The following is a 23,230-nucleotide window of genomic DNA, read 5'->3' on the forward strand; positions in this document are numbered from 1 at the left end:
GCGCATGAGAAATCAACTGAGCGGCTTGACCACGGAAACAAAGAACAAGCAATCCGAAGATTTGGATTTGCTCTCGACATTCGATATCGTCAGACTCATGAACGAAGAGGATAAAAAAGTCGCTTATTGCGTGGAAAAAGAACTGCCTGCCATTGCTCGGGCAATCGATATGATCGCGGAATGCCTGCAAAACGGCGGAAGGCTGTTTTATTTTGGCGCAGGCACCAGCGGACGTCTTGGACTACTGGATGCTGCGGAGTGCCCGCCGACTTTTGGCACAGACCCTGCATTGGTGCAAGGCGTGATCGCTGGCGGAGTGGAAGCGGTCGTGAAAGCAATCGAGGGCGCAGAGGATCTCGCCCATTTGGGGCAGGAAGATGTTGTGGCGCATGGCGTGCGCGAAGGCGATGCGGTAGTGGGCATTGCCGCGAGCGGACGGACGCCTTATGTAAAAGGGGCGCTGGAGGAAGCGGGGCGATTAAAGGCGAAAATCATTTCCTTGTCGTGCAATCCTGCTGCCGAAATCAATGAGGGCGTGGACGCCTCGATCAACGTGGTGGTCGGCCCGGAGGTCGTAACAGGCTCTACGCGGCTGAAGGCGGCGACCGCGCAAAAAATGGTGTTGAACATGATTACGACGACATGCATGGTGCGCTTGGGCAAGGTGTACAAAAACTTGATGGTGAACGTGCAGATCACAAATGAAAAGCTGAAAGAGCGAGCCAAGCAGATCGTAGCGGAGGCCGCGCAAGTGCCGCCGGAAGAAGCGGAGCAGCTTTTGGCGCAAGCGAATGGAGACGCCAAGCTGGCGATTGTCATGAAAAAAACAGCGTTGGCGCGGGAAGAGTCTGTGCGCTTGCTGGAACAATACAAAGGGAATATTCGACCGATCATGGAAGGGCATGTGTCCAGGTAGAGGAGGACATAGCTGATTCAGACGGTGTAACGAAGGCTTTGCCAGGCGACGGCGACTGGCGAAGCCTTTTTGCCTTTTGGGGGCGCAAAGCATTGAGAATGGCCGGGATGGGAATGAAAATCAGTAGTATGATCCATAAAATGTTCATTTGATGAAATCACTGGAACACTCTATAATTAAATTAATTATTATATTGTAATTGTTCTATATTGATTATGGGGGTGCTTCTTATGAATCATGCTGACTATCATCATCTCGATCACGTGAAGGAACAGCAAAAGTCGAAGAAAACGCTGTGGATTACACTGATCTTGACTTTGTTTTTTACGATTGTCGAAATTGTGGGCGGCTTGCTGTCCAACTCGCTCGCGCTCCTGTCCGACTCGGCGCATATGATCTCGGACGTGATCGCGCTCGGCCTGAGCATGACCGCGATTTACATGGCGACGCGCAAGCCGAACAAAAAGTATACGTTTGGCTTTCTGCGCTTTGAAATCATTGCCTCGTTTCTGAACGGTCTGGCTCTTGCCGTCATTGCCATCGGGATTGCGATCGAAGGGATCAACCGGATGATTCATCCGCAAGACGTCGACTTGGGACTGATGTTGACGATCGCCTCGATCGGGCTGATCGTGAATATCGTCCTGACCGTCGTTCTCTCCAGAAGCACGAAGGAAGAAAACAATCTGAACGTAAAAAGCGCGCTGTGGCACTTCATCGGCGATTTGCTCAGCTCTGTCGGGGTAATCGCTTCGGCTATTCTCATTTACTTCACAGGCTACTACTTGTTCGACCCGTTGATCAGTATGGTGATCGGGGCCATCATTTTTATGGGCGGCTTTAAAATCATCCGCGAATCTCTCGCTGTGTTGATGGAGTCTGTGCCGGAGCAGTTTGACCTGGATCAAATCCGGGCAGACCTTGCCAGCGTGGAAGGAGTCTACGATGTGCATGAGCTGCATCTGTGGGCGGTATCGACGGAGCACTATTCGCTGACGGCGCATGTGTTCGTGAGGGAAGATATTCAACCGTATTGCGTGATTCTCGGCATCAATCATCTGTTGAAAACAAAGTACGGCATCGAGCATTCGACGATTCAGATCGAGCACCCGATGATCCTCGATCACGGGGAGTACGGGAAGCAATTTTTGCTGCCGCAGACGTAAGCGGAATGCTGTGGCGTGTGCGGCCCATTCAAGCTGAATGAACAAAGGCCGGGCGGTTCCAGATCATGTGCAGGTTTTGCTGTACAGGTTCTGGCAACCAGCCCGGCTTTGTTTTTCCTTGCTGCTTTAAAGCGTTTGTGGTTTTACGCATGCTCTTGCTGTGTATTCTGAATAGACTGTAAAATTCCGGTATAATCGCATACCAAAATTCGAGTGGAGGATACGCTGGTGCAAACAATCAAGTTTTGTCCGTGCAATCTGGAAGGCAGTCTGAAATGGGTGAGGGACGAGGTCAGGCAGCTTCCCGACGTGCAAGTAATCGATGAGCGCTGTGTCAACTATTGCGGTCAATGCCTGGAAAAAGCGTTTGCCCTGTTCAACGGCAAAAACGTGGTGGGCAACGACGGGCAAGAACTGCTGGAGCGACTGAAAGAAAAATGGGCGGCGACAACCGCGGTATACCAGGACGCAGAAGGGGCGTGACCTTCTGCGTTTTTTTGTGGGTGTATACGAAGAAAACATTGACACGAACAATTCGCAAACACTGAAATTTATAATTTATGTAAAATATAGTATATTTTTGATGTTGGAAAATAATTGAATCGTTTCTATCCGTAACATAGAAGGGGGATATGGGTGAGAAAAGCGAAGCAGATGTTTTTGGTGGTGAGTTATTTCGTTGTCTTTGTGCTCGGCGGATATGCCTATCATGTCATTTTTCAGCCCGAAGACAAGCAAAGTGGGTATTTGTCTGAAAGCGATCGGGATAAGTTTGTACATGTCACCAAAAAAATCGATGAAAAGTTCAAACCAGAAGGCTATGAAGAGTTATTGCAAGGGGATGTAAACATGTTAACAACCCCGGATATGATTTTGGGGCCACAGCAACAAGAATTGCAAACGTCAATCTTTGGCAGGCAGAAAAACTACATATTTAAAAACCAAACAAACGGAACCGTAATTCTCATGAGCATAAGCAAAAGAGTTGGCGCCGAGCAAGAACAATGGCAAAACAGCATTTATTATAGCAACGCCAGATACAATTCGCCGGACAATGATTTCAAAGCCTATTACGCAAATGTGTATCCATCCATAAATGCCTATCAATATAGCCTTGAAAAATATGGATATAATGTAAGCTGCGTTCTGCTTTCTGATTCTACATACGATAAGGGAGCGAGTGATTTAGCAGATTTCATCACTCAAGTAGATGAGTTCCTGCAAGAGAATGTATAAATGTCGATTGGTTATTCCGACGATGTATTCGAAGCAACGACCCACGAATACATCAAACCTACGAGAGAAAGATAATTCCCTTCCCGCGCATGCGGATCGAAAAGCAAAAAGCAGAGGCGACTTAATCCGCCTCTGCTTTTGCTTTTTCAAGCTACTCGTCCCCAAACAGAAAGCGCCCTTTTTCCTGGAGTTGTTGCCCATCAATGAACACATCCGGTTCGTTTACGATTAAATCAATGTGCACACCAGCCTGGATGGTACCCCCAAAAGTCGCGTTGCTGCCGAACGCAACGTGGATCGTTCCGAATGCTTTCTCGTCTTCCAGCACAACCCCGATAATTCTCGCCTTGTGATTGGTTCCAATCCCAAATTCCGCCAGCATGCGGCCATCGCCATCCCCGAGCGTGGCAAGCAGTCGCGAACCCGTCGGCCCCTCTGCGCTGATCAGCCGACCATCCTTGATCGTAAGCCGCAAAGGCTCGTCAATCATGCCGATTCCGCCGATGGAGCCGTCGACCAAAATTTGTCCGTTGGCCGAGCCTTCGATGGGGGCGATGTACGCCTCGCCAGACGGGAGATTGCCCGATTGTCCTTTTTCCAGATACATGCCAGTGCTGGGAACGCCATTGCGTGTTTCAATGGAAAATTCCAGCGCGTAGCCGGCTTTTTCAATTCGTACTTGTTTGCCGCGGGTCAGGATGTCTGTCACCTCTTCGGTCAGCCGTTTGACCTCCTGATAATCGGCAGAAATCGCTCCAGCGGTAAACATGTCGCGGGTAATACCCGGCATGGTGGCGACGCGCGTTCCGTTGGCAGCGGCCACTTTTCGCGCTTGTGTGTGCGTAAGCGAATGTTTCGTGATGCACACGGCTACGTCCGCTTGCTCCATCGCTTTGGCAATCGCCTGCGGCGGCTCCTGGCCGGATTTTTCGCGCTCCTGCATGACTAACAGCACGGTTTCCGCACCGAGCAGCTTTCCAGCTTCATAGAGAGCTTCTGCCAAAGGACGCTTATCTTCATCGGTAACAATGACCAATTCTTCCTTTTCCTTTACGCCTAAACAAGTCGCCAGCAAATTGCGGCTGATTTCCACGAGTTGGCTCATCGGTCGCTCACTCCTGATTTTTAGTAAATGTAAATCTTGAAGAGATTGTACTGAAAGAAAAAGCGGTTAATCAAGTCTTAATTTTTTTGTTTTTTGACTATTTACACTAAAAAAAGCATTTGCTATAATCCAAAACGTAACACATATTGAACATGTGTTTCATTATTTGATACACACAAAAATGTCTGGGGGAATCGTAGTGAGGAAAATGTTGAAAGCCAAAGCGTTGTTTTCTTCTGTCATGGTCGTATCCATGCTGGCACTCGCTGCATGTGGTGGACAAGGAAGCGCTCCTGCTCAAGATGCAAAGGGCGGCGACCAGCAGCAGGCGGCTGGACAGCCAAAAGATGGCGGCGTGCTGAAAATCGGCTTGTCTTCTACGGCAAAAACACTGGACCCAATTGCTTACACGGGTGCTTATGAATCCAACATCATCCGCAGTATTGGCGACACGCTCGTCCGTTACACGAATGACTTGTCCAAAATTGAACCGAGCCTCGCAACAGAGTGGAAAGTGTCGGATGACATGAAGGTGTATACGTTCAAGCTCCAGGACAATGTGTACTTCCAGCCTGGCAAATACCAGGATGGACGGAAAATGACAGCCGAGGACGTGAAGTACAGTCTGGAACGTTCTGCGAAGCAATCCGCACTCAAGCGTCTGCGCGGCGTGGAAAAAGTAGAAGTCATCAGCGAAAACGAAGTAGCGATTCACCTGGACGCGCCAAACGCCGCTTTGCTTGCCATGCTGACAGACGGCGGCAACATCATCGTTCCGCGCGAAGAGGTAGAAGGCTGGAAAGATCAGTTCGGCACTCACCTCGTGGGAACAGGGCCGTTCATGATCGATAAATTCAACCAGGACGATTCTGTAAATTTGAAGCGTTCTGATAAATACTGGGGTCCGAAGCCTCACCTGGATGGCGTAGAGTTCAAATTCATCACCGATGCGAACATGATGACCAACGCCCTGCGCTCCGGCGACATCGACATGGTGACCGATGTCAAAGGGCAAAACCGTGCGATCATCGAGAAGGATCAAAACTTGAACTTGCAAACGAAGCCAGGTTTGTCCATTGAGTACATGGGTTTGAACCAGATCGAAGGCCCGACGAAGGACAAAAAAGTGCGTGAAGCAATCCGTCTCGCGGTAGACGTGGAAGGTTTGGTCAAAGGGGTATTCAAATGGGGCGGAGCGGAAAAATCTTTCCTGCCGCTGCCAAAAGCATCGTGGGGCTATGACTCGTCTCTCGAAGCAGCCGTTCCTGCTTTTGACCCGCAAAAAGCCAAACAGCTTCTGGCTGAAGCAGGCTATCCGGACGGATTCAAAACCGAGCTTTATGTAATCGCTTCCCGCGTGCCGCAAGCGACCATCGCAGCGCAACAGCTGAAAGACAACCTGAACATCGACGCAGAGATCAAAACCGTTGAGTGGGGAACGTTCAGCGACATCGTAGCCAAAGGAAAAGCTCCGCTCTACATCATGGGCTGGTCCTGGTACCCGGACCCTGACTTCTTCCTCTATCAAATGTTCCACAGCAAGCAAATCGGTTCGCTCGGCAACGGCTACGCTTACAGCAATCCGGAAGTAGACAAGCTTCTGGAACGCGCAACGGCAGAGACGACAGACGAAGCGAAGCGCAAAGAGCTGTACAGCCAGGCGATGAAACAAATCAACGATGACGTCGTTCACGTCGAACTGGGCCTGCTCGATGTTGCGACCGGAATGAAGAAATACGTGCAAGATTACCAAGTGCGTGCGGACAGCTCGATCTTCCTGGTCAACAGCGAGACGAACGTTTGGCTGAACAAGTAATACACACGCCTAAAAGCTTCCACGCTTCGAAGAGAGGCCGCGACAAAGCCCTCTCTTCGGGCATTTCTTACCAGGCCAAGCTTTAAACGAATAGTGGGAAGGAGGAGAGTGGCTTGCTCAAACTGATTTTCAAACGGTTATTCGATTTAATCCCTACGCTGTTTGTCGTTGCCACGACCGTTTTCATCATCACGCGGTTGATTCCCGGCGACCCGGCGGCAGTGCTGCTTGGGCCGCAAGCTTCCCCTGATGAAATCGCCAAAATGCGGGAAACACTCGGGCTGAACCAGCCGTTGTACCTCCAATACGTCGACTTCCTCGGCAGCTTGCTGCAGGGAGATTTGGGAACCTCGCTCGGCTACAATCAGCCGGTCATGTCTTTGATCATGGAGCGCTTCCCGAACACGCTTTTGCTGTCCGCCTGTGCGCTCGCTCTCTCGCTGCTCATCGGGATTCCGGCAGGCATCATTTCTGCAACCAAACAGTATTCGTTCTGGGATTACACCGTCATGATTCTCTCGCTCGTTGGCGTATCGATGCCGATCTTTTGGCTCGGGGTCATGCTCGTTCTTTACTTCAGCGTACATCTTGGCTGGCTTCCGGCTACCGGGATGGGCTCGTTGTCCGAAGGCTTCGGCAGCGTAGTCACGCACCTGATTTTGCCGAGCATCGCCTTGTCCACGATTCCGATGGCTACTTTTGCCCGGATTACGCGCTCCAGCATGCTTGAAGTAATCCGCCAGGACTACATCAAGACGGCTCGGGCAAAAGGGCTGCGCGAATTTTTCGTCGTCTGGAAGCACGCCTTGAAAAATGCGATGACTCCATTGCTTACGGTCATGGGGATGCAAATTTCCTCCATGCTCGGCGGGGCTGTCCTGACGGAGACGATCTTCAGCTGGCCGGGGATGGGGCGTCTCGTGGTGGACGCGATTGAAAATCGGGACTTTGTCGTCGTGCAAGGAACCGTCCTGTTCATCGCCGTTATTTTCGTGTTGATCAATTTGCTCGTCGACATTTTGTACACCGTGGTCAATCCGCGCGTGAAACTAACGAATAAAGGGGAGGGCTGATCCGATATGAGCAACCACGCGCAACCATTATCGCCAGCTCCCGCGACGCTCGCACCTAACGCACCCAAGAAAAAAAGCAAGGAAAACAGTGTATGGAGCCGGCTTTTGAAAAACAAGCTGGCGATGGTCGGCATGGTCATCATCGCGATCATGGTCATTTTCGCCCTGTTCGCGCCATTGATTGCGACGCACGGGCCGAACGACATGGACTTGGCCAATTCGCTGTCCGAGCCTGGCATCGACGGTCATTTGCTCGGAACTGACAACTACGGACGCGATTTGTTCAGCCGGATCGTCTACGGCACGCGCATTTCCTTGATCGTCGGTATTTTTGCGATCGGACTCGGCGGCATGATCGGCACGCTGCTCGGTCTTTTGGCAGGCTACTACGGAGGTAAATGGGATGCGATCATCATGCGCCTCATGGACGGATTGTTTGCATTCCCGTTCATCCTGTTGTCCATCTCGCTGATGACCGTGCTTGGAGCCGGATTGTTCAACGTCATTCTCGCCATCGGGATTGCCAATATTCCCGGCTTCGCCCGAATTGTCCGCGGCCAGGTGCTGGCGGTCAAGGAGGAAGAGTATATCGAGGTGACGCGCTCGCTCGGGGCCAACGATTCCCGCATTATTTTTCACCATATCCTGCCAAACTGTATGGCGCCGATTATTGTTTACGCAACGATGCACGTAGCCGGAGCGATCATTTCCGAAGCGGCGCTGAGCTTCCTCGGCCTGGGCGTGCAGCCGCCTACCGCTTCATGGGGCAGCATCCTGAAGGACGGAAAAGACTTCCTCGTCTTGTCGCCGCACATGGCAACGTTCTCCGGGCTGGCGATTTTGCTCTCGGTACTCGGCTTCAACCTGTTCGGTGACGGCTTGCGCGATGCACTCGATCCGAAAATGAAAGTGTAAGCGACAAAAGTGAGACATAGATTGGGGTGAAGGGGAATTGGCAAAGTCAGATGTACTACTCAGCGTGCAAGATTTGGCCGTTTATTTTTATTCGTCCGGAGTCGTGAAGGCGGTAAACGGCGTGAGCTTTGATCTGAAGCAGGGGGAGACGATCGGGATTGTCGGAGAATCAGGCTCGGGCAAAAGCGTGACCTCCACCGCCATTCTCGGGCTGATTCCGTCTCCCCCTGGAAAAATCGAGCGAGGCAGCATTTTGTTTGAAGGAAAAGATTTGACGAAGCTTTCCCAGGCACAGATGCGCAAGATTCGGGGAAACGAAATCTCGATGATTTTTCAAGACCCGATGACCTCCCTCAATCCGGTTTTTACCGTGGGGAATCAAATTATCGAAGTAATCCGCCTGCACCAGCAGTTGGACAAAAAAGCGGCTCGCCAGCGGGCGATTGAGATGTTGAAGCTGGTCGGGATTCCGGAGCCGGAAAAACGGCTGGAGCAATATCCGCACGAATTTTCCGGCGGGATGCGCCAACGTGTCATGATCGCGATTGCCCTCGCCTGCAACCCGAAGCTGCTGATTGCGGACGAGCCGACAACTGCTTTGGACGTAACGGTACAAGCGCAAATTTTGGACTTGATGAAAAAGCTGCAAGACGATTTGCAAACATCGATCATCATGATTACTCATGACCTGGGTGTCGTTTGGGAGAGCTGTCAAAAAGTTCTCGTCATGTATGCCGGAAACACGGTGGAATACGCAACGGTAGAAGAGCTGTACGAAAAGCCGCTTCATCCTTATACGTGGGGATTGCTTGATTCCCAGATCAAATCAGACACAACGGGCAAGCTGCCGTCGATCCCGGGCAATCCTCCTGACCTGCGCGAAGATATTGCGGGCTGCTACTTCGCTCCCCGCTGTCCATATGCCAAAGACAAGTGCTTCAGCGAAAAACCGCCGCTCGTCGAAGTGGCTCCCAACCATCTGGTAGCCTGCCACTTCCAGACGAGCGACCACCGTCTTGAACGGAAAGGGGGAAGCCAGGCATGAGTGAGTCGATCATCCAAATCAATCAGCTGAAAAAGCATTTTCCCGTAAAGGATCAGTCTTTGTTCGGCAAATCCTCGAAAGTCGTCAAGGCAGTCGATGACGTCAGCTTTGAGGTGAAAAGAGGGGAGACGATCGGGATCGTGGGCGAGTCCGGGTGCGGCAAGTCGACATTGGCTCGCCTGATCATGCAGCTGATTCGTCCGACGGAAGGCTCCGTCATCATGGGGGGCCAGGATTTGGCCAAGCTGTCCGACAAGGAAATGAAGCGGGCGCGCAAATCGATCCAGATGATTTTCCAAAATCCGTATGCGTCGCTCGATCCGCGCAAAACAGTCGAGCAGCTGATCGTGGAGCCGCTGGTCATTCACCAGGTCGGAACTCACCAGGAACGGGTAAAAAGGGTGAAGGAGCTTTTGGAAGTCGTCGGGCTTTCCGATTATCACGCCACCCGTTACCCGCATGAGTTTTCCGGCGGACAGCGGCAGCGAATCAACATCGCCAGGGCGCTTGCGCTCAATCCGGAAGTTGTAATTTGCGACGAGTCCGTTTCGGCTTTGGACGTGTCGATTCAGGCGCAAGTGATCAACTTGCTGAAGGATTTGCAGGCGAGCTTCAACCTGACCTACATTTTCATTTCCCACGATTTGAACGTCGTGCGCTACATCAGCGACCGGATTGCCGTCATGTATTTGGGTCGTGTCGTGGAGATGGGAACGTACGAGGAGATTTACCACAATGCGCAGCACCCGTATACGCGAGCGCTGCTGTCGGCAGTGCCGAAGGAAAGTCCGCTGATCAAAAAGGAGCGGGTCATCCTGACGGGTGATGTGCCGAGTCCGATGAATCCGCCATCCGGCTGCCACTTCCACAAGCGGTGCCCGTATGCGACCGACCGTTGCAAGACAGAAGCGCCTGCGCTCACGTTGTATGAAGGGCAGCACAAGGTTTCTTGTCATCTTTTAGGAAATCTATCATAATGGAAAAGGAGACTTTTTTATGTCTTTCAAGCATGTAATCGAAATGTACGATCTTATGGACAGCGCTTACGTTACAGGGGATGACCTGAAACGATATTTTGAACAAAGCGGCTTTCGCGATGTAGAAGTATCTACCGTTACTGGACAAAAAGGAAAGACCGATTTCGTCAAAGTATTAATAAAAGGAAAGAACGGAAAAAGCAGCGGCGGAACGGCGCCGACACTTGGCGTCATTGGCCGTTTGGGCGGGATTGGCGCCCGTCCCGAGCAAGTCGGCTTCGTATCTGATGGCGACGGCGCTCTGGCGTGCATGGCAGCAGCAGCGAAGCTTGCCGACATGCAGCAGCGCGGCGACACGTTGGAAGGAGACATCCTCCTGACTACGCACATCTGCCCGGATGCGCCGACTCTTCCGCATGATCCCGTGCCGTTCATGAACTCTCCGGTGGACATGCAGATCATGAATGCGAATGAAGTATCGTCCGAGATGGACGCGATTTTGTCCATCGACACCACAAAAGGAAACATGATTCTCAATCATACAGGCTATGCGATCACCCCGACGGTCAAGGAAGGGTACATCTTGCGCATCAGCAACGATTTGCTTGAACTGGTGAAGCAAACGTCCGGCAACATGCCAGTGACATTGCCGATTACGGTACAAGACATCACGCCGTACGGCAACAATTTGCACCACATCAACAGTATCATGCAGCCGTGTGTCGTAACAGACAGCCCGGTTGTCGGGATTGCCTTGACGACCCAAGTGCCAGTAGCAGGCTGCGCCACAGGTGCGACTCATCTCGTGCACGTCGAACAAGTCGTGCGCTTCGTGATCGAGGTAGCCAAGCTGTTTGGAACAGGCAAGTGCGCGTTCTACGACGAGGAAGAGTTTGCGCGGATGACATCGCTGTACGGCTCCATGAAGCATCTGCTCACACTGGATGGCAAGGTGAGCGTGTCATGAGCGATCAACTGAAAGCGTTAAAAGACCAGGTCATCGCCGCCGTCGAACAAAACAAGGACGAATTGATGGAGCTGTGCTGCAAGCTGATCCAGTTCCCGAGCGAAAATCCGCCGGGCGATTCCGCGCCGATCAGTCGCTTTATTACGGAATATCTGGAGCGTTTTGACATCGCCACAGACTGGCATGAAGCAGGGCCAAACATGTACAACCTCGTGTCCCGGATCGGCAATCTGCAATCGGGCAAAAAGTTGATTTATTGCGGCCATACGGATGTCGTGCCTGCCGGGGACTTGTCCAAGTGGGAATTTGCTCCGTTCAGCGGCGAAGTAAAAGACGGCTGGATTTTGGGCCGCGGCGCTTCTGACATGAAGGGCGGCTTGGCTGGACTGATTTTTGCCGCGACGATTTTGCAGCGGCTGGGAGTCGAACTGCCGGGACAATTGATTCTGGCGATCGTGCCGGACGAGGAAACAGGCGGAGCGATGGGCGTTCCGTGGATTTTGGAGCGCAAGCTGGTCGAGGGAGACGGATGCCTGATCGCCGAGCCGTCCTCGCCGCACAATCCGACTTTGGGACAAAAAGGTTCCTGCTGGTTCCAGCTCACGGTCAAAGGCAAGCCAGCTCACGGCAGCCTCGGGCCGATCGCCGGCAAAAATGCGATTATGGATGCGATTCGCGCCATCGAGCGGATTCGCACCGTATGGGATTATCCGGTCGTGATTCCGGATGAAGTCAAGGAACTCGTGAAGGTATCCAAAGCATACATGCTCGGCACCGAGCGGGAACCGTACCAGGATGTGCTGGAGCGCGTCTCTTGCAACATCGGTACGATTGAGGGCGGAACGAAAGCAAATGTGGTCCCTGACACTTGCACCGTGGAAGTGGATTGCCGCCTGCCGTTTGGCGTGACGAGAGCAGAAGTCATGGGCTACATCACCAGCCAGTTGGACGAGCTGGATATTGATTACGAAATTGTGCCGATGGGAACGCAAAGCCATGCGAACTACACATCGCCGGATGATCCGGTCTGCCGGGCGATCGTCGACAACATCACGTACGTGACAGGCGAGCACGCTTTTGGCGTTCAGCAGTGGGCAAGCAGCGATGCCAGACATTTCCGCGCGTACGACATTCCGGTCTTGCAATACGGGCCTGCGTACTTGCCGAGCATCCACAATTTCAATGAAAAAGTGCTGGTCGAAGACGTCGTCCGCTGCGCGAAGGTGTACGTGGCGGCAGCCATTGACTTTTTGTACGAGCAATAAACGGGTTTGAAAAGTAATCGTGAATAAGGGGAGTCGTCGTGCTAAAAACGTTGGATCAATCACTCAAATTGTTACAGCTGTTCACGAAGGAGAAACCGGAATGGGGAGCAAGGGAACTCGCCAAGGAAGTCGGTTTGAATCACGCAAATGTATTCCGCGTATTGTCTACGTTTGAAGCCAATCGCTTTCTGGAGAAAGATCCCAAGACGAAAAAATACTCATTGGGCATTCGCCTGTGGGAGCTTGGATTGACAATGAGAGAGTCGTTCCATGTATCACGACTGATTCGGCCTGTGTTGCAGCGGATGATGGAGGAGTCGGGCGAGTCGATCTTCCTGACCTGCCTGGACGAAGACGAAGCGCTTACGCTCGATGCGCTGGAGCCGGACAATGTGGTGAAATACTCCGTGTCGGTAGGCAGTCGTGCCCCTTTGTTTGTAGGCGCATCGTACCGTTCGATCATGGCCTACTTGCCGCAAGAGAAAATCGAGCACATCATTTTGCAAGGCTTGCGGCAGTACACGAAAAATACGATTGCCGATCCGGACAAATTGCGCGAGGAGCTTGTGCATATTCGCGAAGCCGGATGGGCGATGAGCACGGGCGAGTATACGCCGGATGTTCTGGCGATCGCGTGCCCGCTGTTCCACTACGACGGACATGTGATGGGCTCGTTGACCATATCCGGCCCGATTTACCGGATGAGTGAGGAAAAGAAGGCACAATGCCTGGAAATCCTGATGCGGGGCAAACGGGAAGTCGATGAGATTATTCAAAACTACCGCGTGGATTTATCCCGCTATTACTTGTTTGGCTAGAAAAAAGCTGCCGCAGAGCAAAATCTGTCGGCAGCTTTTTTGCTGTGAAAAACGTCGAGACGTACGTTTTTCATGAAATGGGATGTGACCGTGCTGCTCGTTCGCGTCTACGGTTGAAGCGATTCGATGCCGAGCCGAAAGCTCGTCGTCCGATTTCGCCCGGCCGCTTTGGATTGATACAGCGCCTGATCCGCGCAGGTGATGATGTCGAGCGCTTCCGTACCGTGCAGCGGATAGCTGGCAATTCCTAGCGAGATCGTCACCGGATGTCCCGTCGGATTGTCGAGCGCTTCAATCATTTGCCGCAGCCGCTCGGCGATTTGATAGGCAAACAGATGCCGATCTCCTTGCAGCAAAATGCCGAACTCTTCCCCTCCGTAGCGGAAGCAGAAGTCGTCTTCGCGCGTCGTATCCAGCATCGTTTGGGCGACTTGTTTCAAAACCTCGTCACCTGTGACATGGCCGAAAGCATCATTAATCCTTTTGAACCGATCGACGTCGAGCAGAATGAGGGAAAACGGAATTTCGCTGCGCAAAGCATCTTGCAAGCAGGCATCGAACGTTTTGCGATTGGCAAGTCCGGTCAATCCGTCCTTCTCCACTTCGGATTGCAGCTGCCGCAGCTTGCGGTTCATCTGGCGAAGTGCCAGCCGCGTGCTTTGGTACAGCTTTTGCACCTCGTAAATTTTGGAGGTGGTCGTAAGCTCGGCAGGACAGTCCATTCCGCCAGACTCATCGGAAATGTGGGTTAATTTGGACAGCGCGGTATTGATGTTTTTGGCAATCAACCAGACGATACCAAGCGTGAGCAGCAAAAAAGGCAAGGAAGTCATCAACAGATTGTGGAGCAGCTTGTGATTCGACTCGTCAATGACAGAGGTCGGCGTCTGGGAGACGATAATCCAGCCGCTGACGCTTTCGGTCGTATATCCGGCAAAATACGATTTGCCCTTGCTGTTGACGATTTGCTGGTAGCCGCTTTTGCCCGCGAGAGCTTGCTGGATGGCGGGATTCAATAGCACGGTTTCTCCGAGGCGCTTTGTTTCGGGGTGGAAAATGAGCCTCCCTTGCTGATCGACCACATATACGTAGGAACCGTCCCCATAAAAGTGTTCCTTCAAGGTCCGGTTGAGCACATTCGATTCTTCCAAATAAATCGTTCCGCCCGCAAAGCCTTGGTACACTCCCTGTTTGTCAAAAATCGGCGAAGAAATCATCAAAATCAGCCGGCCCGACACCGCACGGTAAGGCTCGGAGATCAGCGGTTTCTTTTGGATCAACGCCAGTCTCACAGCATGCGAGGTCAGCAACGTTCCGAGGGCAACGCCGGATTTCAGCGGGCTGACTTTCTGGATGTGACCTTCAGCGTCTGTGATGAACAAGGAATGAAAATTTTGTCTGTTGGCCGCATACCAGTCGTCCAAGTCTTTCTCTACGAGCGGCTTCTCGCCAGCTTGTCTGGCAATCGTGTCGACGTTGTTTTGCAGGACGGTCAATATGTCTGCTGTGTTTCTCGCCAGCTTCTTCGCGTACTGGTAGTTGTTTTCCAGGTAGTTGGTGGAGAGCGAGGTGCGATTGACATGAAGAGAAGAAATGACCTCAATCAAAATTGTCGCGAGGACAGAAAACACAACGAGCATTTCCATAATAAAGCGAAGCGTATAGGTTCTTCTTTTCCCCATGCCAAACTCCTTTTTTCTGTTTCTGAAAGCTCTTGCTGTAAATCTTTACCCGCAATTCGCGAAGTCTAATCTCTCGGACGGCAAAAAGACAGCCTGTAGGGAGCGTGTGGCGATGGGGGAGAGATTTTCGGAAAACAAAAACAGGTTATCCGAAGACAACCTGTTTGGCAAGTATTTGATTGGTTAGCGTGTAAAGCTTAAAGCGACACCGATGGAATAAGGGACCAGCCAGAGCACCCATACAAACAGGCTGAATTTGTGGAACTGCTTGCGTTGGCGGTCTTGCTTTTTCCAGAGGACGAAGCCGGCCCAGGCGGTGTGCAAAAACATCAGGATCAGCGCGACCAGCCCGGTAATCCCGTGCAAATTCAGCGAATTGCCGTCGGCGAGCAGCTTCATGAAAGCCGTTCCGACTGTATCGAAGACAAGCCCCAGGCCAAAAAAGACGAAGTGCTTCCAGGCAAGCTCCTTGGCACGGTGCTCCGACCAGACTCCGATTGTATACGAGGCGAGCGCCAAATTGATGAAAATGACAGCCCATACTAGCATAAAAAATCATCTCCCATTCGCTTCTTGATTGTCTACACGGTTGAGTGTAGGAAAAGAAGATGAACGGAAGATGAACAACGAGGGGATTATGCCGATTTACGCCTGGCGCTTTTTTCGCAGGAGCAGCCATATAATCAGGGTGGTAAGAGCCGCCTTCCACAGCTTTGGCCAAAAGTCAGCGACAATTCCGTCGTAGACGTAGGCTGATGCCATTTCAAGCGGAGTGGCTCCCGGCGCGAATTGGATGGCTACGCCGAAGCCGAGCATGGCAGGCAGACTGTAAAACAGGTAGCTGGCAAAAAGCAGAAACAGCCATTTTGGCAAAAGGAAGCCCTCCTTTCCGGTTTGTTTGATTGCGTCTAGCGAACAAACGTGTTTTTCACCCGTTTGGACAGGCGGAAGTGCGTTATCCGGATCATGGAAAAAATGCCGTTGCGTGCATCGAAAAACACCTTCGCTAAAATTGGATGAATTTCATAAAAATGACTAGATCATGGTAATGGATCGTGCCTTCTTCGTCAATGGAAAAAGCAACCGGGAATCGGGAAACTCGCCAGGCAAGGGAGGAATCGGCGGTAGCCAGATCGTATTCATACCCAAACAGGCTTGAAGGAGGCAATAAAATGAAGCCGATTCGCTATGAACGCAGAAAATATACGCAAGGCCCGACGCCGATCGAGCGTCTGGAGAGGCTGTCGCAGGTGCTGGGCGGCCCGCACATTTTCATCAAGCGCGACGACTTGCTCGGCTTGACGGCTGGTGGCAACAAGACGCGAAAGCTGGAGTATTTGGTTGCCGACGCGATCCGGCAAGGCGCAGATACACTGATTACGTGCGGCGCTGTCCAATCGAATCATTGCCGTCTGACACTGGCTGCGGCGGTTCGCGAAGGGCTGCGTTGCCAGCTTGTTTTGTCGGCGCCCGAGACAGGCGACTACAATCCGCAGGCGGGCGGGAACCATCTGTTGTTTCATTTGCTTGGCGCCGAACAGATCGAGGTCATTCCCGCAGACGGCGATATGCTTGCGGCGATGGAAAAGCTGGCGGACAGTCTGCGGCAAGCAGGCAGGAAGCCGTACCTGATTCCGGTTGGCGGCTCCAACGAGATCGGCTCGCTTGGCTACATGGCGTGCGCAGAGGAAATCGAGCAGCAAGCGTGGGAGAGCTGCACTCCGTTTGATTACGTGGTGACGGCAACAGGCAGTGGCGGGACACAGGCGGGTCTGATCGCCGGGTTTTTGGCGAGACAATCGTCTGCCAAAGTGATTGGCATCAATGTCAGCCGCGACCGCGCCGCCCAGGAAGCGAAAGTACAGGAGCTGCTTGCGCGCACCGCCGCCGAGGTCGGTCTGCAAGCGACGATCCAGGCAGATGTGGTGCAGTGCGAAGATCGCTTTGTCGGGCCAGGCTATGCGATTCCGACAGAGGAAATGGTCGAAGCCGTGCAGCTCGTCGCCCGCACAGAAGGAATTTTGCTCGACCCGGTTTACACAGGCAAAGCGATGGCGGGGTTGATCGGGCTGATTCGCGAAGGGCGCTTTTCGCAAGATGACCATGTGCTTTTTCTGCACACGGGTGGCGCTCCGGCACTTTACACGGCGTCCGAGCTGTTTTTGCCCAAGCAGGGATGACGGTGTACTTGCAGCTGCTTGCGAGACGAGAGACGAAAAGGAGACAGACAAATGCTTGATGTTGTTGCCTGCGGCGAGCTTTTGATTGATTTCACGCCGATGCCCCATCCCGAACCGGGGAAAATGGCGTATGAACAAAATCCGGGCGGAGCAGTGGCAAATGTGCTTGCTGCTTTGTCGCGGTTTCATAAAAAGACAGCTTTTCTCGGCGCAGTCGGAAACGATGCGTTCGGCCGCTTTCTGAAGCAGACGCTGATGGACCTGGAGATCGGGACTGACGGGCTTGTCCTGACGGATGCTGCCTTGACCACGCTCGCCTTTGTACACATCGACGCGAGTGGCGAGCGCTCGTTTTCGTTTGCCCGCAACCCCGGAGCAGATACGCAGCTTCGCGAGGCGGACATAGATGAGGAAATGATCGCGCAAGCAAGGCTGTTTCATTTCGGCTCCTTGTCTTTGACCCATGAACCAGCGCGCAGCGCAACCTGGAAGGCTGTAGATATAGCGAAAAGACACAAGCTGCTCGTATCGTTTGATCCAAACATTCGCGAAAGCTTGTGGCCGGACATGGAACAGGCGAAGGCAATGGCGCTGCACGGGATCAGGCAAGCGGACATCGTCAAGCTGTCGGAAGAGGAGCTGGAGCTGCTCGCTCCGGCAAGCGGCCTGGCAGAGGCGACAGAGTGGCTGATGGAAACTTGCCGCAATCAGGCGATCTTCGTCACTCGCGGCAAAGCGGGCTGTTACTTCCGAACGGAAAAAGAGCAGGGGATGGTTCCAGGCTACGCGGTCGATGCTGTCGATACGACCGGGGCAGGAGACGCGTTTTTGGGGGGCTTGCTTTATCAGGTGCTGGAAGCTAAGCAGCCGCTTCGCTCCATGGACAATGACACGCTGACACGTATGGTTCGCTTCGCCAATGCGGCAGGAGCGCTCACCACCACGCGGACGGGCGCGATTCCGGCGCTGCCAGCGCTGGCTGATGTCGAGCGGTTTGTGGCAGAAAATCGCATATAGCACGGTTCAGCCGATTCTCTGTCAGAAAATAACGGGGAATCGGCTTTTTTGGCGAGCGATTTGATATACTATTCGTAATTTCGCATTTCTATGGAAGAAGTGGGTATGAACCATGATTTTTCTCGAAGTGATCTTGCCTGTCTTGCTGATCTTTTTGTCGGGCTACATTCTTCAGCGCAAGTTCCGAATGGATTTGAAGCCGATTTCGTCGCTGGCGATCTACGTGTTGACCACGGCGCTTGTCTTTCGCACGTTTTACAAGACCGAGCTTGATCTGCAATTGTTTTACATCGTCGTCATCTCGCTGTTGCTGCTCGGAGCGCTGATCGTGCTCACCCAGCTTACGGCTCGCCTGTTTCGCTACGACAAATCGCAGGAGAGCGCCCTGATGCTTTCCACCGCCTTCATGAACAGCGGGAACTACGGGACTCCGATCATTTTGTTTGCTTACGGGGAGGCCGGGTTTACGTATGCGGTCCAAATCATGGTTTTTCATTCGATCATCATGGGGGTATTCGGCGTCTACTTCGCTTCGCGGGGCGGGGGTGGCGCGGGCACGGCGATTCGGGCGATTTTCAAGCAGCCTTCCAACTACGCGGTTGTGCTGGCGATTTTGCTGCAACAAGGCAATGTCGTGATTCCAGCGGGCTACTATCAGGCGATTGATCTCGTGGCGCAGGCAGCGATTCCGGTCGTTATGCTGATTCTCGGGATGCAGCTTGCCAACGTATCGTCCAAAGCCTTGGAGTGGCAAGGATTGAGCGCCGCCAGTGTCATTCGGCTGATCGCTTCGCCTGTGCTCGCTTACGTGATCTGTCTGTTTTTCCCGATTGACCCTTTGCTGCAAAAAGTGCTGGTCATACTCGCAGCGATGCCGTCTGCTGCGACGACAGCGATTTACGCGATCCAGTTCAACATGCGTCCGCAATTTGTTTCCAGCAGTGTCCTGGTCACGACCGTGTTCAGTGTAGGGACGCTGACGATCTTGCTGAATCTGCTGCATTAGCCGATTCAACTGCCGAGGCAATCGCGCCACACCGAAAAGGTTGCCAAGGCATTGCTTTTTTCTATATGATGAGAACAAGAATCGTTTTCAACAAAATCAAAACCGGGAGATTGCCATGCATGCCACATCCATTCATTCCATCTACGACAGTTATATTGACGCGCTGCCGAACATTCGGCTTGATGACATCGGGACGGAGATGGCGGGGGATGACTTGTCCGGTTGGAACGGATACATCAACAGAATGATGCCTCGTCATGGACTGGAGATTGTCGATTCCTTCCATCGTTTTCAGGATGATCACGCCATGCGTTTTCGCTCGGAAGCCGCCATGGTGGAGCTGAGCTTTTGCTTGCAAGGAACGGGGGAGGTAGCGGTTTCGGGCGGTTCCCAGCACGATCTCGTTCCGGACAGCTGCTCGCTGCAATTGATGCGGGACTTTCAAGCCGACTTTTGCTATATGGCCCAAGCGCCGTTTCGTTCGGTAGCGATCGGGATTTCCGTCGAGCTGTTCAACGAATGGCTTGCGCAAATCGACGAAGGGACGCCGTATACGTTTGAAAGCTTGTTGGGCAACCGTCCTTTTCGCATGTTCCGCATGCCGCTTCGGCCAGATTTGATGATGCGGCTCCAGCAGCTGATCGCGCCGCCTGCGTCTCAGCCCAGATTGCGGCGGCTTCATGCGGAAGGCAAGACGCTGGAAATCGCTGCGCACGCCTTCGACATGCTGCTGTTTGAGCGAGAGGCGGAAGTCACCCGCCCCTTTTTATCCCGCAGCGATCGGGAAAAAATTCATAGCGCCAGAGAAATTTTGCTGGCGAATATGGAGGCGCCGCCTTCCTTGATCGAGCTGGCACGCATGGCGCAGCTGAACGAATACAAGCTGAAAATCGGCTTCAAAGAGGAGTTTGGCACGAGCGTCTTCGCGTACTTGCGGGAAAAGCGTCTGGAAAAAGCGCTGGAACTGCTGCGCTCGGGCGAGATGAATGTCAGCCAGGTAGCGTTGTCGGTCGGCTTTTCCAACTTCAGTCACTTTTCCGAAGCGTTCCGCAAGCAGTACGGAATGAATCCGTCCGATGTGAAGCGGGGCAGGTATATTTTGTAGCGAAAAAAGCGGGAGCGATGTCTCTCGCTTTTTTCTATTATCCCGCCAACCGTAGTTTTCGCCCTCGTCCGGTAGTTGCAAACAGCTGGCAAAGGTACGATCAAGCGTAGTTGTTGAGAATTATTATCACAGATGATGGAGGCTGACGGAAGGTATGGCAAAAAGAAAGCACGGCTGGATCGCGGGATTGCTCGGTTTGGCGTTACTTGTAGGGGGATGCAGCCAAGCTGCTGACAACAGTGCAGGAGGACAAGGCGGACAAGCGCCAGCAGATAAGCCGGCTGCGCAAACAGCAGAAACGCGGACAGTCAAGGATGCAGCAGGCGAAGTAACCATCCCGGCCAATCCGCAAAGAATCGCGGACGTATCTGGATCGACTGAGGAGCTGTTGGCGCTCGGCATTCGTCCCGTGCTGACGGCGAACAGCCAGTATGAAAGCCCGATGGATTTGACGCCGATTTTGCAAAAAGAGCTGGGAAAAGACGTGACCGTGGCGGGCTGGTTTCAAAATGAGGTAAGTGTCGAGGCGATCGCCGCAGCCAATCCCGATCTGATTCTCGTGGGTCCGGCCCAGGAAAAAATTTACGAGCAGTTGAACAAAATTGCCCCGACCGTGCGCGTGCCTTACGGTTTCAACGCGTTTCGCGAGCGGTTCGACTTTGTGGCGAATACGCTCGGGAAAAAACAGCAGATGGACGAATGGCTGAAAGCGTACGATGACCATGCGAAGCAGCTGCACGATCAGATTGTGGCAACTACCAAAGAGGAATCGTTCGCAGTGATCGAAGCGACGCAAAAAGGGATTCGCCTCTACGCGAAAACCGGGCTGGCTGACATGATTTTCTCCGACTTGAAGCTGCCGAAAGCGGCGGGAATACCGGAGCCAGATCCGTGGGGAGGCAAGGAGACGGACCTGGAGGGACTGTCGACGCTCAATCCCGACCATATCGTGCTGCTCGCCGATTCCGAGCACAATGTGCTGGAAGATACCGCGATCTGGAACAATATGAAGGCGAAGAAAAACGGCAAGGTGTACCGCGTCACTACAAAACAGAGCTACAACGAAGCGTTTTTTGCCCTCGGGAAAAAGGCGATGATCGAGCAGGTAGCGGCAGATATTTTGCAAAAGAACCAAAAATAGCAAAAGCGGGCACGAGCAAAAAACGGATGCTTTTCAGGCGTCCGTTTTTTTCATAGGCGGCGCTTGACCGACTTCACTGTGTATGTTGTATGATGAGCGAAAAAGACATTCTGCCAAAGGAGATCGCCATGTGCCGAAATATTAAAACCTTGTTCAATTTCTCCCCTCCCGCTACCGAAGATGAGGTTCAGGCAGCCGCGCTGCAGTTTGTGAGAAAGCTCTCGGGCTTCAACACGCCCTCCAAAGCAAACGAAGAGGCGTTTCAGCGGGCGGTCAAAGAGGTAACAGCAGTCGCCCAGACTTTGCTCGATTCATTGGTGACAAACGCCGAGCCGCGCAACCGCGAGACGGAAATCGAACGCGCCCGCGCAAGAAATGCCAAACGATTCGGCACGCCCCAATCCCAATCGGCTGACTCTGTTGATTGAATTTTTTGCCGCTTATCATCGTTTTGTGATTTTGTTTATCATAACTCTATCAGATCGTTTCTATTTTCCCTCCTCGTCTTTTGTATTATCTTGGGGACAAAGGGGAGAGATCCATCATGGAGAAGATAAATCTGACAGAACAATTTTCGTGGATACAACAGTCTTTACGTTCAACGGTCGTAGGGGAGCTGAACGATTCGGCGATCAAGCTGGAGCAGCTTTCGGGAGAATATCCCTGGCAGCAGCACGACCACAAGGACGAAATGATTCTCGTCGTAAACGGAAGATTGCTATTGATGTCCCATGAGCGCAATATTTGGATCGAGGCTGGCGAATTGCTCGTCATACCAAAAGGAACGGCGTACAAATGGTTCGTGCCCAACGGAGTTTGCCATCTGTTGGTGATCGAGCCGAAACAGCTGGCGGCGCTCAAGCGTTGTTCGTGATAGATTGCAAGCAAGCATGAAAGATAGATGGCGTGAACGAGATAGCTGTCATTGTCGGGACCAAGCGGCGGCGAAAAAACTACGATTATACGAGTTGAGTAGTCATTGAAAGCAGGAGCAAAAATAGTTTTAGTCCGAATATTAACTGGTTTTTAAATATGAGCCTTTATGGTGCGCTGTAGTCTTTATACAGGGTGCCCTTTTGGCATTCATGTTCATAATTTTTAGTTTTTATTCTTTTTTTGAATGAAACAAACGATCCTAGACAAAATGTCGCCCGCCCTCACTCTTTATAGAAAAAAATTTTACAAAAGAATGTTTACTGAGAAATATGTGTCTGTACGCAACTTCCAATTTATTGAAAATGCATTATATTATGGTATTTGAATGTGATCAAACCCATACATTAGGACTTGAAAATGAGGTGAATGAAGAATGTTGAATAAAACTAGGAAATGGATTATTGCTGTTGCTCTCGTTTCAATTGCTTTAACGATTTTTTTTCAAATCAAAGACTTACCTGGAAATATGGGCGCGCTTCTTACAGTTAAAGAATTAATCAATAAGCACAACAAACAATTAAATGAACTGGCAGATGAAGGTGCTGAAAATCATACCAATGTCCAATTTGCTGAAGGTAAGTATTATATCGATGTGAATAAAAATGTTATTACAAGTGAAGGTAAAAATCGCGTAAATCACTATGAATATGTTCTTGTATACGAAGATCTGGAATGGAAAGTAATCAAAGAGAGATATACTTATACAGCTAAATAGCCTACTAATTAGAAAACGAATATTGTAATATTTTCCATATAAATGTAATATGAAGTCGATTTGTTCATTCAAATAAATGGAAAATTGGGAGTGGTTTTTGTGAAAAAAGCAAAATTTGCAGTATTTGCCGCATTGTCCTTAAGTTTAGG

24 protein-coding genes are annotated in these 23,230 nt (G+C 51.9%); 20 read left to right on the plus strand and 4 right to left on the minus strand.

The window, feature by feature from the left end:
- The first annotated feature begins 4 nt into the window (after positions 1–4).
- From murQ to IRJ17_RS10205, 4 genes are all read left to right on the plus strand, one after another.
- Positions 5–916: an N-acetylmuramic acid 6-phosphate etherase gene (gene murQ, locus IRJ17_RS10190; protein WP_122964590.1), complete on the plus strand. Its 912-nt coding sequence runs from the start codon at positions 5–7 to the stop codon at positions 914–916.
- A 230-nt stretch (positions 917–1,146) separates the two neighbouring features.
- Positions 1,147–2,082, plus strand: a complete 936-nt coding sequence (locus IRJ17_RS10195) for a cation diffusion facilitator family transporter (protein WP_122964591.1) — start codon at positions 1,147–1,149, stop codon at positions 2,080–2,082.
- Positions 2,083–2,310: 228 nt separating this feature from the next.
- Positions 2,311–2,565 (plus strand): DUF1450 domain-containing protein, encoded by a 255-nt coding sequence (locus tag IRJ17_RS10200; RefSeq protein ID WP_242774519.1) that lies wholly within the window; start codon positions 2,311–2,313, stop codon positions 2,563–2,565.
- 153 nt (positions 2,566–2,718) lie between these two features.
- Entirely contained in the window at positions 2,719–3,318 is a 600-nt protein-coding gene (locus IRJ17_RS10205) for a hypothetical protein (protein ID WP_122964592.1), read from the plus strand.
- A gap of 151 nt (positions 3,319–3,469) precedes the next feature.
- On the opposite strand, the gene IRJ17_RS10210 is transcribed toward IRJ17_RS10205, so the two are convergent.
- Positions 3,470–4,423 carry an aminopeptidase gene (locus tag IRJ17_RS10210; RefSeq protein ID WP_242774522.1) on the minus strand — a complete coding sequence of 318 codons (954 nt, stop codon included), beginning with the start codon at positions 4,421–4,423 and terminating at the stop codon, positions 3,470–3,472.
- Positions 4,424–4,622: 199 nt separating this feature from the next.
- Here IRJ17_RS10210 and IRJ17_RS10215 point away from each other — a divergent pair, with 199 nt between their 5' ends.
- From IRJ17_RS10215 to IRJ17_RS10250, 8 genes are all read left to right on the plus strand, one after another.
- On the plus strand, positions 4,623–6,239 hold the full coding sequence (locus tag IRJ17_RS10215; RefSeq protein ID WP_173597532.1) for an ABC transporter substrate-binding protein: 1,617 nt from the start codon (positions 4,623–4,625) through the stop codon (positions 6,237–6,239).
- A 113-nt stretch (positions 6,240–6,352) separates the two neighbouring features.
- Positions 6,353–7,312, plus strand: coding sequence for an ABC transporter permease (locus IRJ17_RS10220; protein WP_122964595.1), 960 nt, complete (start codon positions 6,353–6,355; stop codon positions 7,310–7,312).
- Positions 7,313–7,318: 6 nt separating this feature from the next.
- The gene (locus tag IRJ17_RS10225; RefSeq protein WP_122964596.1) at positions 7,319–8,227 is read left to right on the plus strand and encodes an ABC transporter permease; all 909 of its coding nucleotides are present in this window, start codon (positions 7,319–7,321) and stop codon (positions 8,225–8,227) included.
- 37 nt (positions 8,228–8,264) lie between these two features.
- A complete protein-coding gene (locus IRJ17_RS10230; RefSeq protein WP_167470306.1) occupies positions 8,265–9,272 on the plus strand; it encodes an ABC transporter ATP-binding protein in 1,008 nt (335 codons plus the stop codon).
- The gene (locus IRJ17_RS10235) at positions 9,269–10,249 is read left to right on the plus strand and encodes an ABC transporter ATP-binding protein (RefSeq protein ID WP_242774525.1); all 981 of its coding nucleotides are present in this window, start codon (positions 9,269–9,271) and stop codon (positions 10,247–10,249) included. Before IRJ17_RS10230 ends, IRJ17_RS10235 begins: the two co-directional genes overlap by 4 nt.
- 19 nt (positions 10,250–10,268) lie before the next feature.
- Positions 10,269–11,216, plus strand: a complete 948-nt coding sequence (locus tag IRJ17_RS10240) for a DUF1177 domain-containing protein (RefSeq protein ID WP_122964599.1) — start codon at positions 10,269–10,271, stop codon at positions 11,214–11,216.
- Positions 11,213–12,481, plus strand: coding sequence for a M20 family metallopeptidase (locus IRJ17_RS10245; protein WP_242774528.1), 1,269 nt, complete (start codon positions 11,213–11,215; stop codon positions 12,479–12,481). Before IRJ17_RS10240 ends, IRJ17_RS10245 begins: the two co-directional genes overlap by 4 nt.
- Before the next feature lie 38 nt (positions 12,482–12,519).
- Positions 12,520–13,299 carry an IclR family transcriptional regulator gene (locus IRJ17_RS10250; protein WP_242774531.1) on the plus strand — a complete coding sequence of 260 codons (780 nt, stop codon included), beginning with the start codon at positions 12,520–12,522 and terminating at the stop codon, positions 13,297–13,299.
- Positions 13,300–13,406: 107 nt separating this feature from the next.
- Here IRJ17_RS10250 and IRJ17_RS10255 read toward each other — a convergent pair whose 3' ends face one another.
- From IRJ17_RS10255 to IRJ17_RS10265, 3 genes are all read right to left on the minus strand, one after another.
- Positions 13,407–14,981 (minus strand): sensor domain-containing diguanylate cyclase, encoded by a 1,575-nt coding sequence (locus IRJ17_RS10255; protein WP_217022265.1) that lies wholly within the window; start codon positions 14,979–14,981, stop codon positions 13,407–13,409.
- A gap of 183 nt (positions 14,982–15,164) precedes the next feature.
- Positions 15,165–15,530 (minus strand): HsmA family protein, encoded by a 366-nt coding sequence (locus IRJ17_RS10260; protein WP_122964604.1) that lies wholly within the window; start codon positions 15,528–15,530, stop codon positions 15,165–15,167.
- Positions 15,531–15,626: 96 nt separating this feature from the next.
- A complete protein-coding gene (locus IRJ17_RS10265; protein ID WP_173597536.1) occupies positions 15,627–15,854 on the minus strand; it encodes a hypothetical protein in 228 nt (75 codons plus the stop codon).
- A gap of 299 nt (positions 15,855–16,153) precedes the next feature.
- Between IRJ17_RS10265 and cuyA the strand changes: the two genes are divergently transcribed.
- From cuyA to IRJ17_RS10305, 8 genes are all read left to right on the plus strand, one after another.
- A complete protein-coding gene (gene cuyA / locus IRJ17_RS10270; RefSeq protein ID WP_217022266.1) occupies positions 16,154–17,161 on the plus strand; it encodes a D-cysteate sulfo-lyase in 1,008 nt (335 codons plus the stop codon).
- 51 nt (positions 17,162–17,212) lie between these two features.
- Positions 17,213–18,178, plus strand: coding sequence for a carbohydrate kinase family protein (locus tag IRJ17_RS10275; protein WP_242774533.1), 966 nt, complete (start codon positions 17,213–17,215; stop codon positions 18,176–18,178).
- Between the two features lie 112 nt (positions 18,179–18,290).
- Complete coding sequence (locus IRJ17_RS10280) at positions 18,291–19,184, plus strand: AEC family transporter (protein WP_122964609.1); 894 nt, start codon at positions 18,291–18,293, stop codon at positions 19,182–19,184.
- A 115-nt stretch (positions 19,185–19,299) separates the two neighbouring features.
- Positions 19,300–20,289 carry a helix-turn-helix transcriptional regulator gene (locus IRJ17_RS10285; RefSeq protein ID WP_122964610.1) on the plus strand — a complete coding sequence of 330 codons (990 nt, stop codon included), beginning with the start codon at positions 19,300–19,302 and terminating at the stop codon, positions 20,287–20,289.
- Positions 20,290–20,443: 154 nt separating this feature from the next.
- Positions 20,444–21,430 carry an ABC transporter substrate-binding protein gene (locus IRJ17_RS10290; protein WP_122964611.1) on the plus strand — a complete coding sequence of 329 codons (987 nt, stop codon included), beginning with the start codon at positions 20,444–20,446 and terminating at the stop codon, positions 21,428–21,430.
- A 128-nt stretch (positions 21,431–21,558) separates the two neighbouring features.
- The gene (locus IRJ17_RS10295) at positions 21,559–21,858 is read left to right on the plus strand and encodes a DUF2277 domain-containing protein (RefSeq protein WP_122964750.1); all 300 of its coding nucleotides are present in this window, start codon (positions 21,559–21,561) and stop codon (positions 21,856–21,858) included.
- A 116-nt stretch (positions 21,859–21,974) separates the two neighbouring features.
- Positions 21,975–22,304, plus strand: coding sequence for a cupin domain-containing protein (locus IRJ17_RS10300; protein WP_122964612.1), 330 nt, complete (start codon positions 21,975–21,977; stop codon positions 22,302–22,304).
- 435 nt (positions 22,305–22,739) lie between these two features.
- A complete protein-coding gene (locus tag IRJ17_RS10305) occupies positions 22,740–23,081 on the plus strand; it encodes a hypothetical protein (protein WP_242774535.1) in 342 nt (113 codons plus the stop codon).
- Positions 23,082–23,230 lie beyond the last annotated feature (149 nt).

This window comes from Brevibacillus parabrevis, from assembly GCF_022701015.1.
Classification (GTDB): Bacteria; Bacillota; Bacilli; order Brevibacillales; family Brevibacillaceae; genus Brevibacillus; species Brevibacillus parabrevis.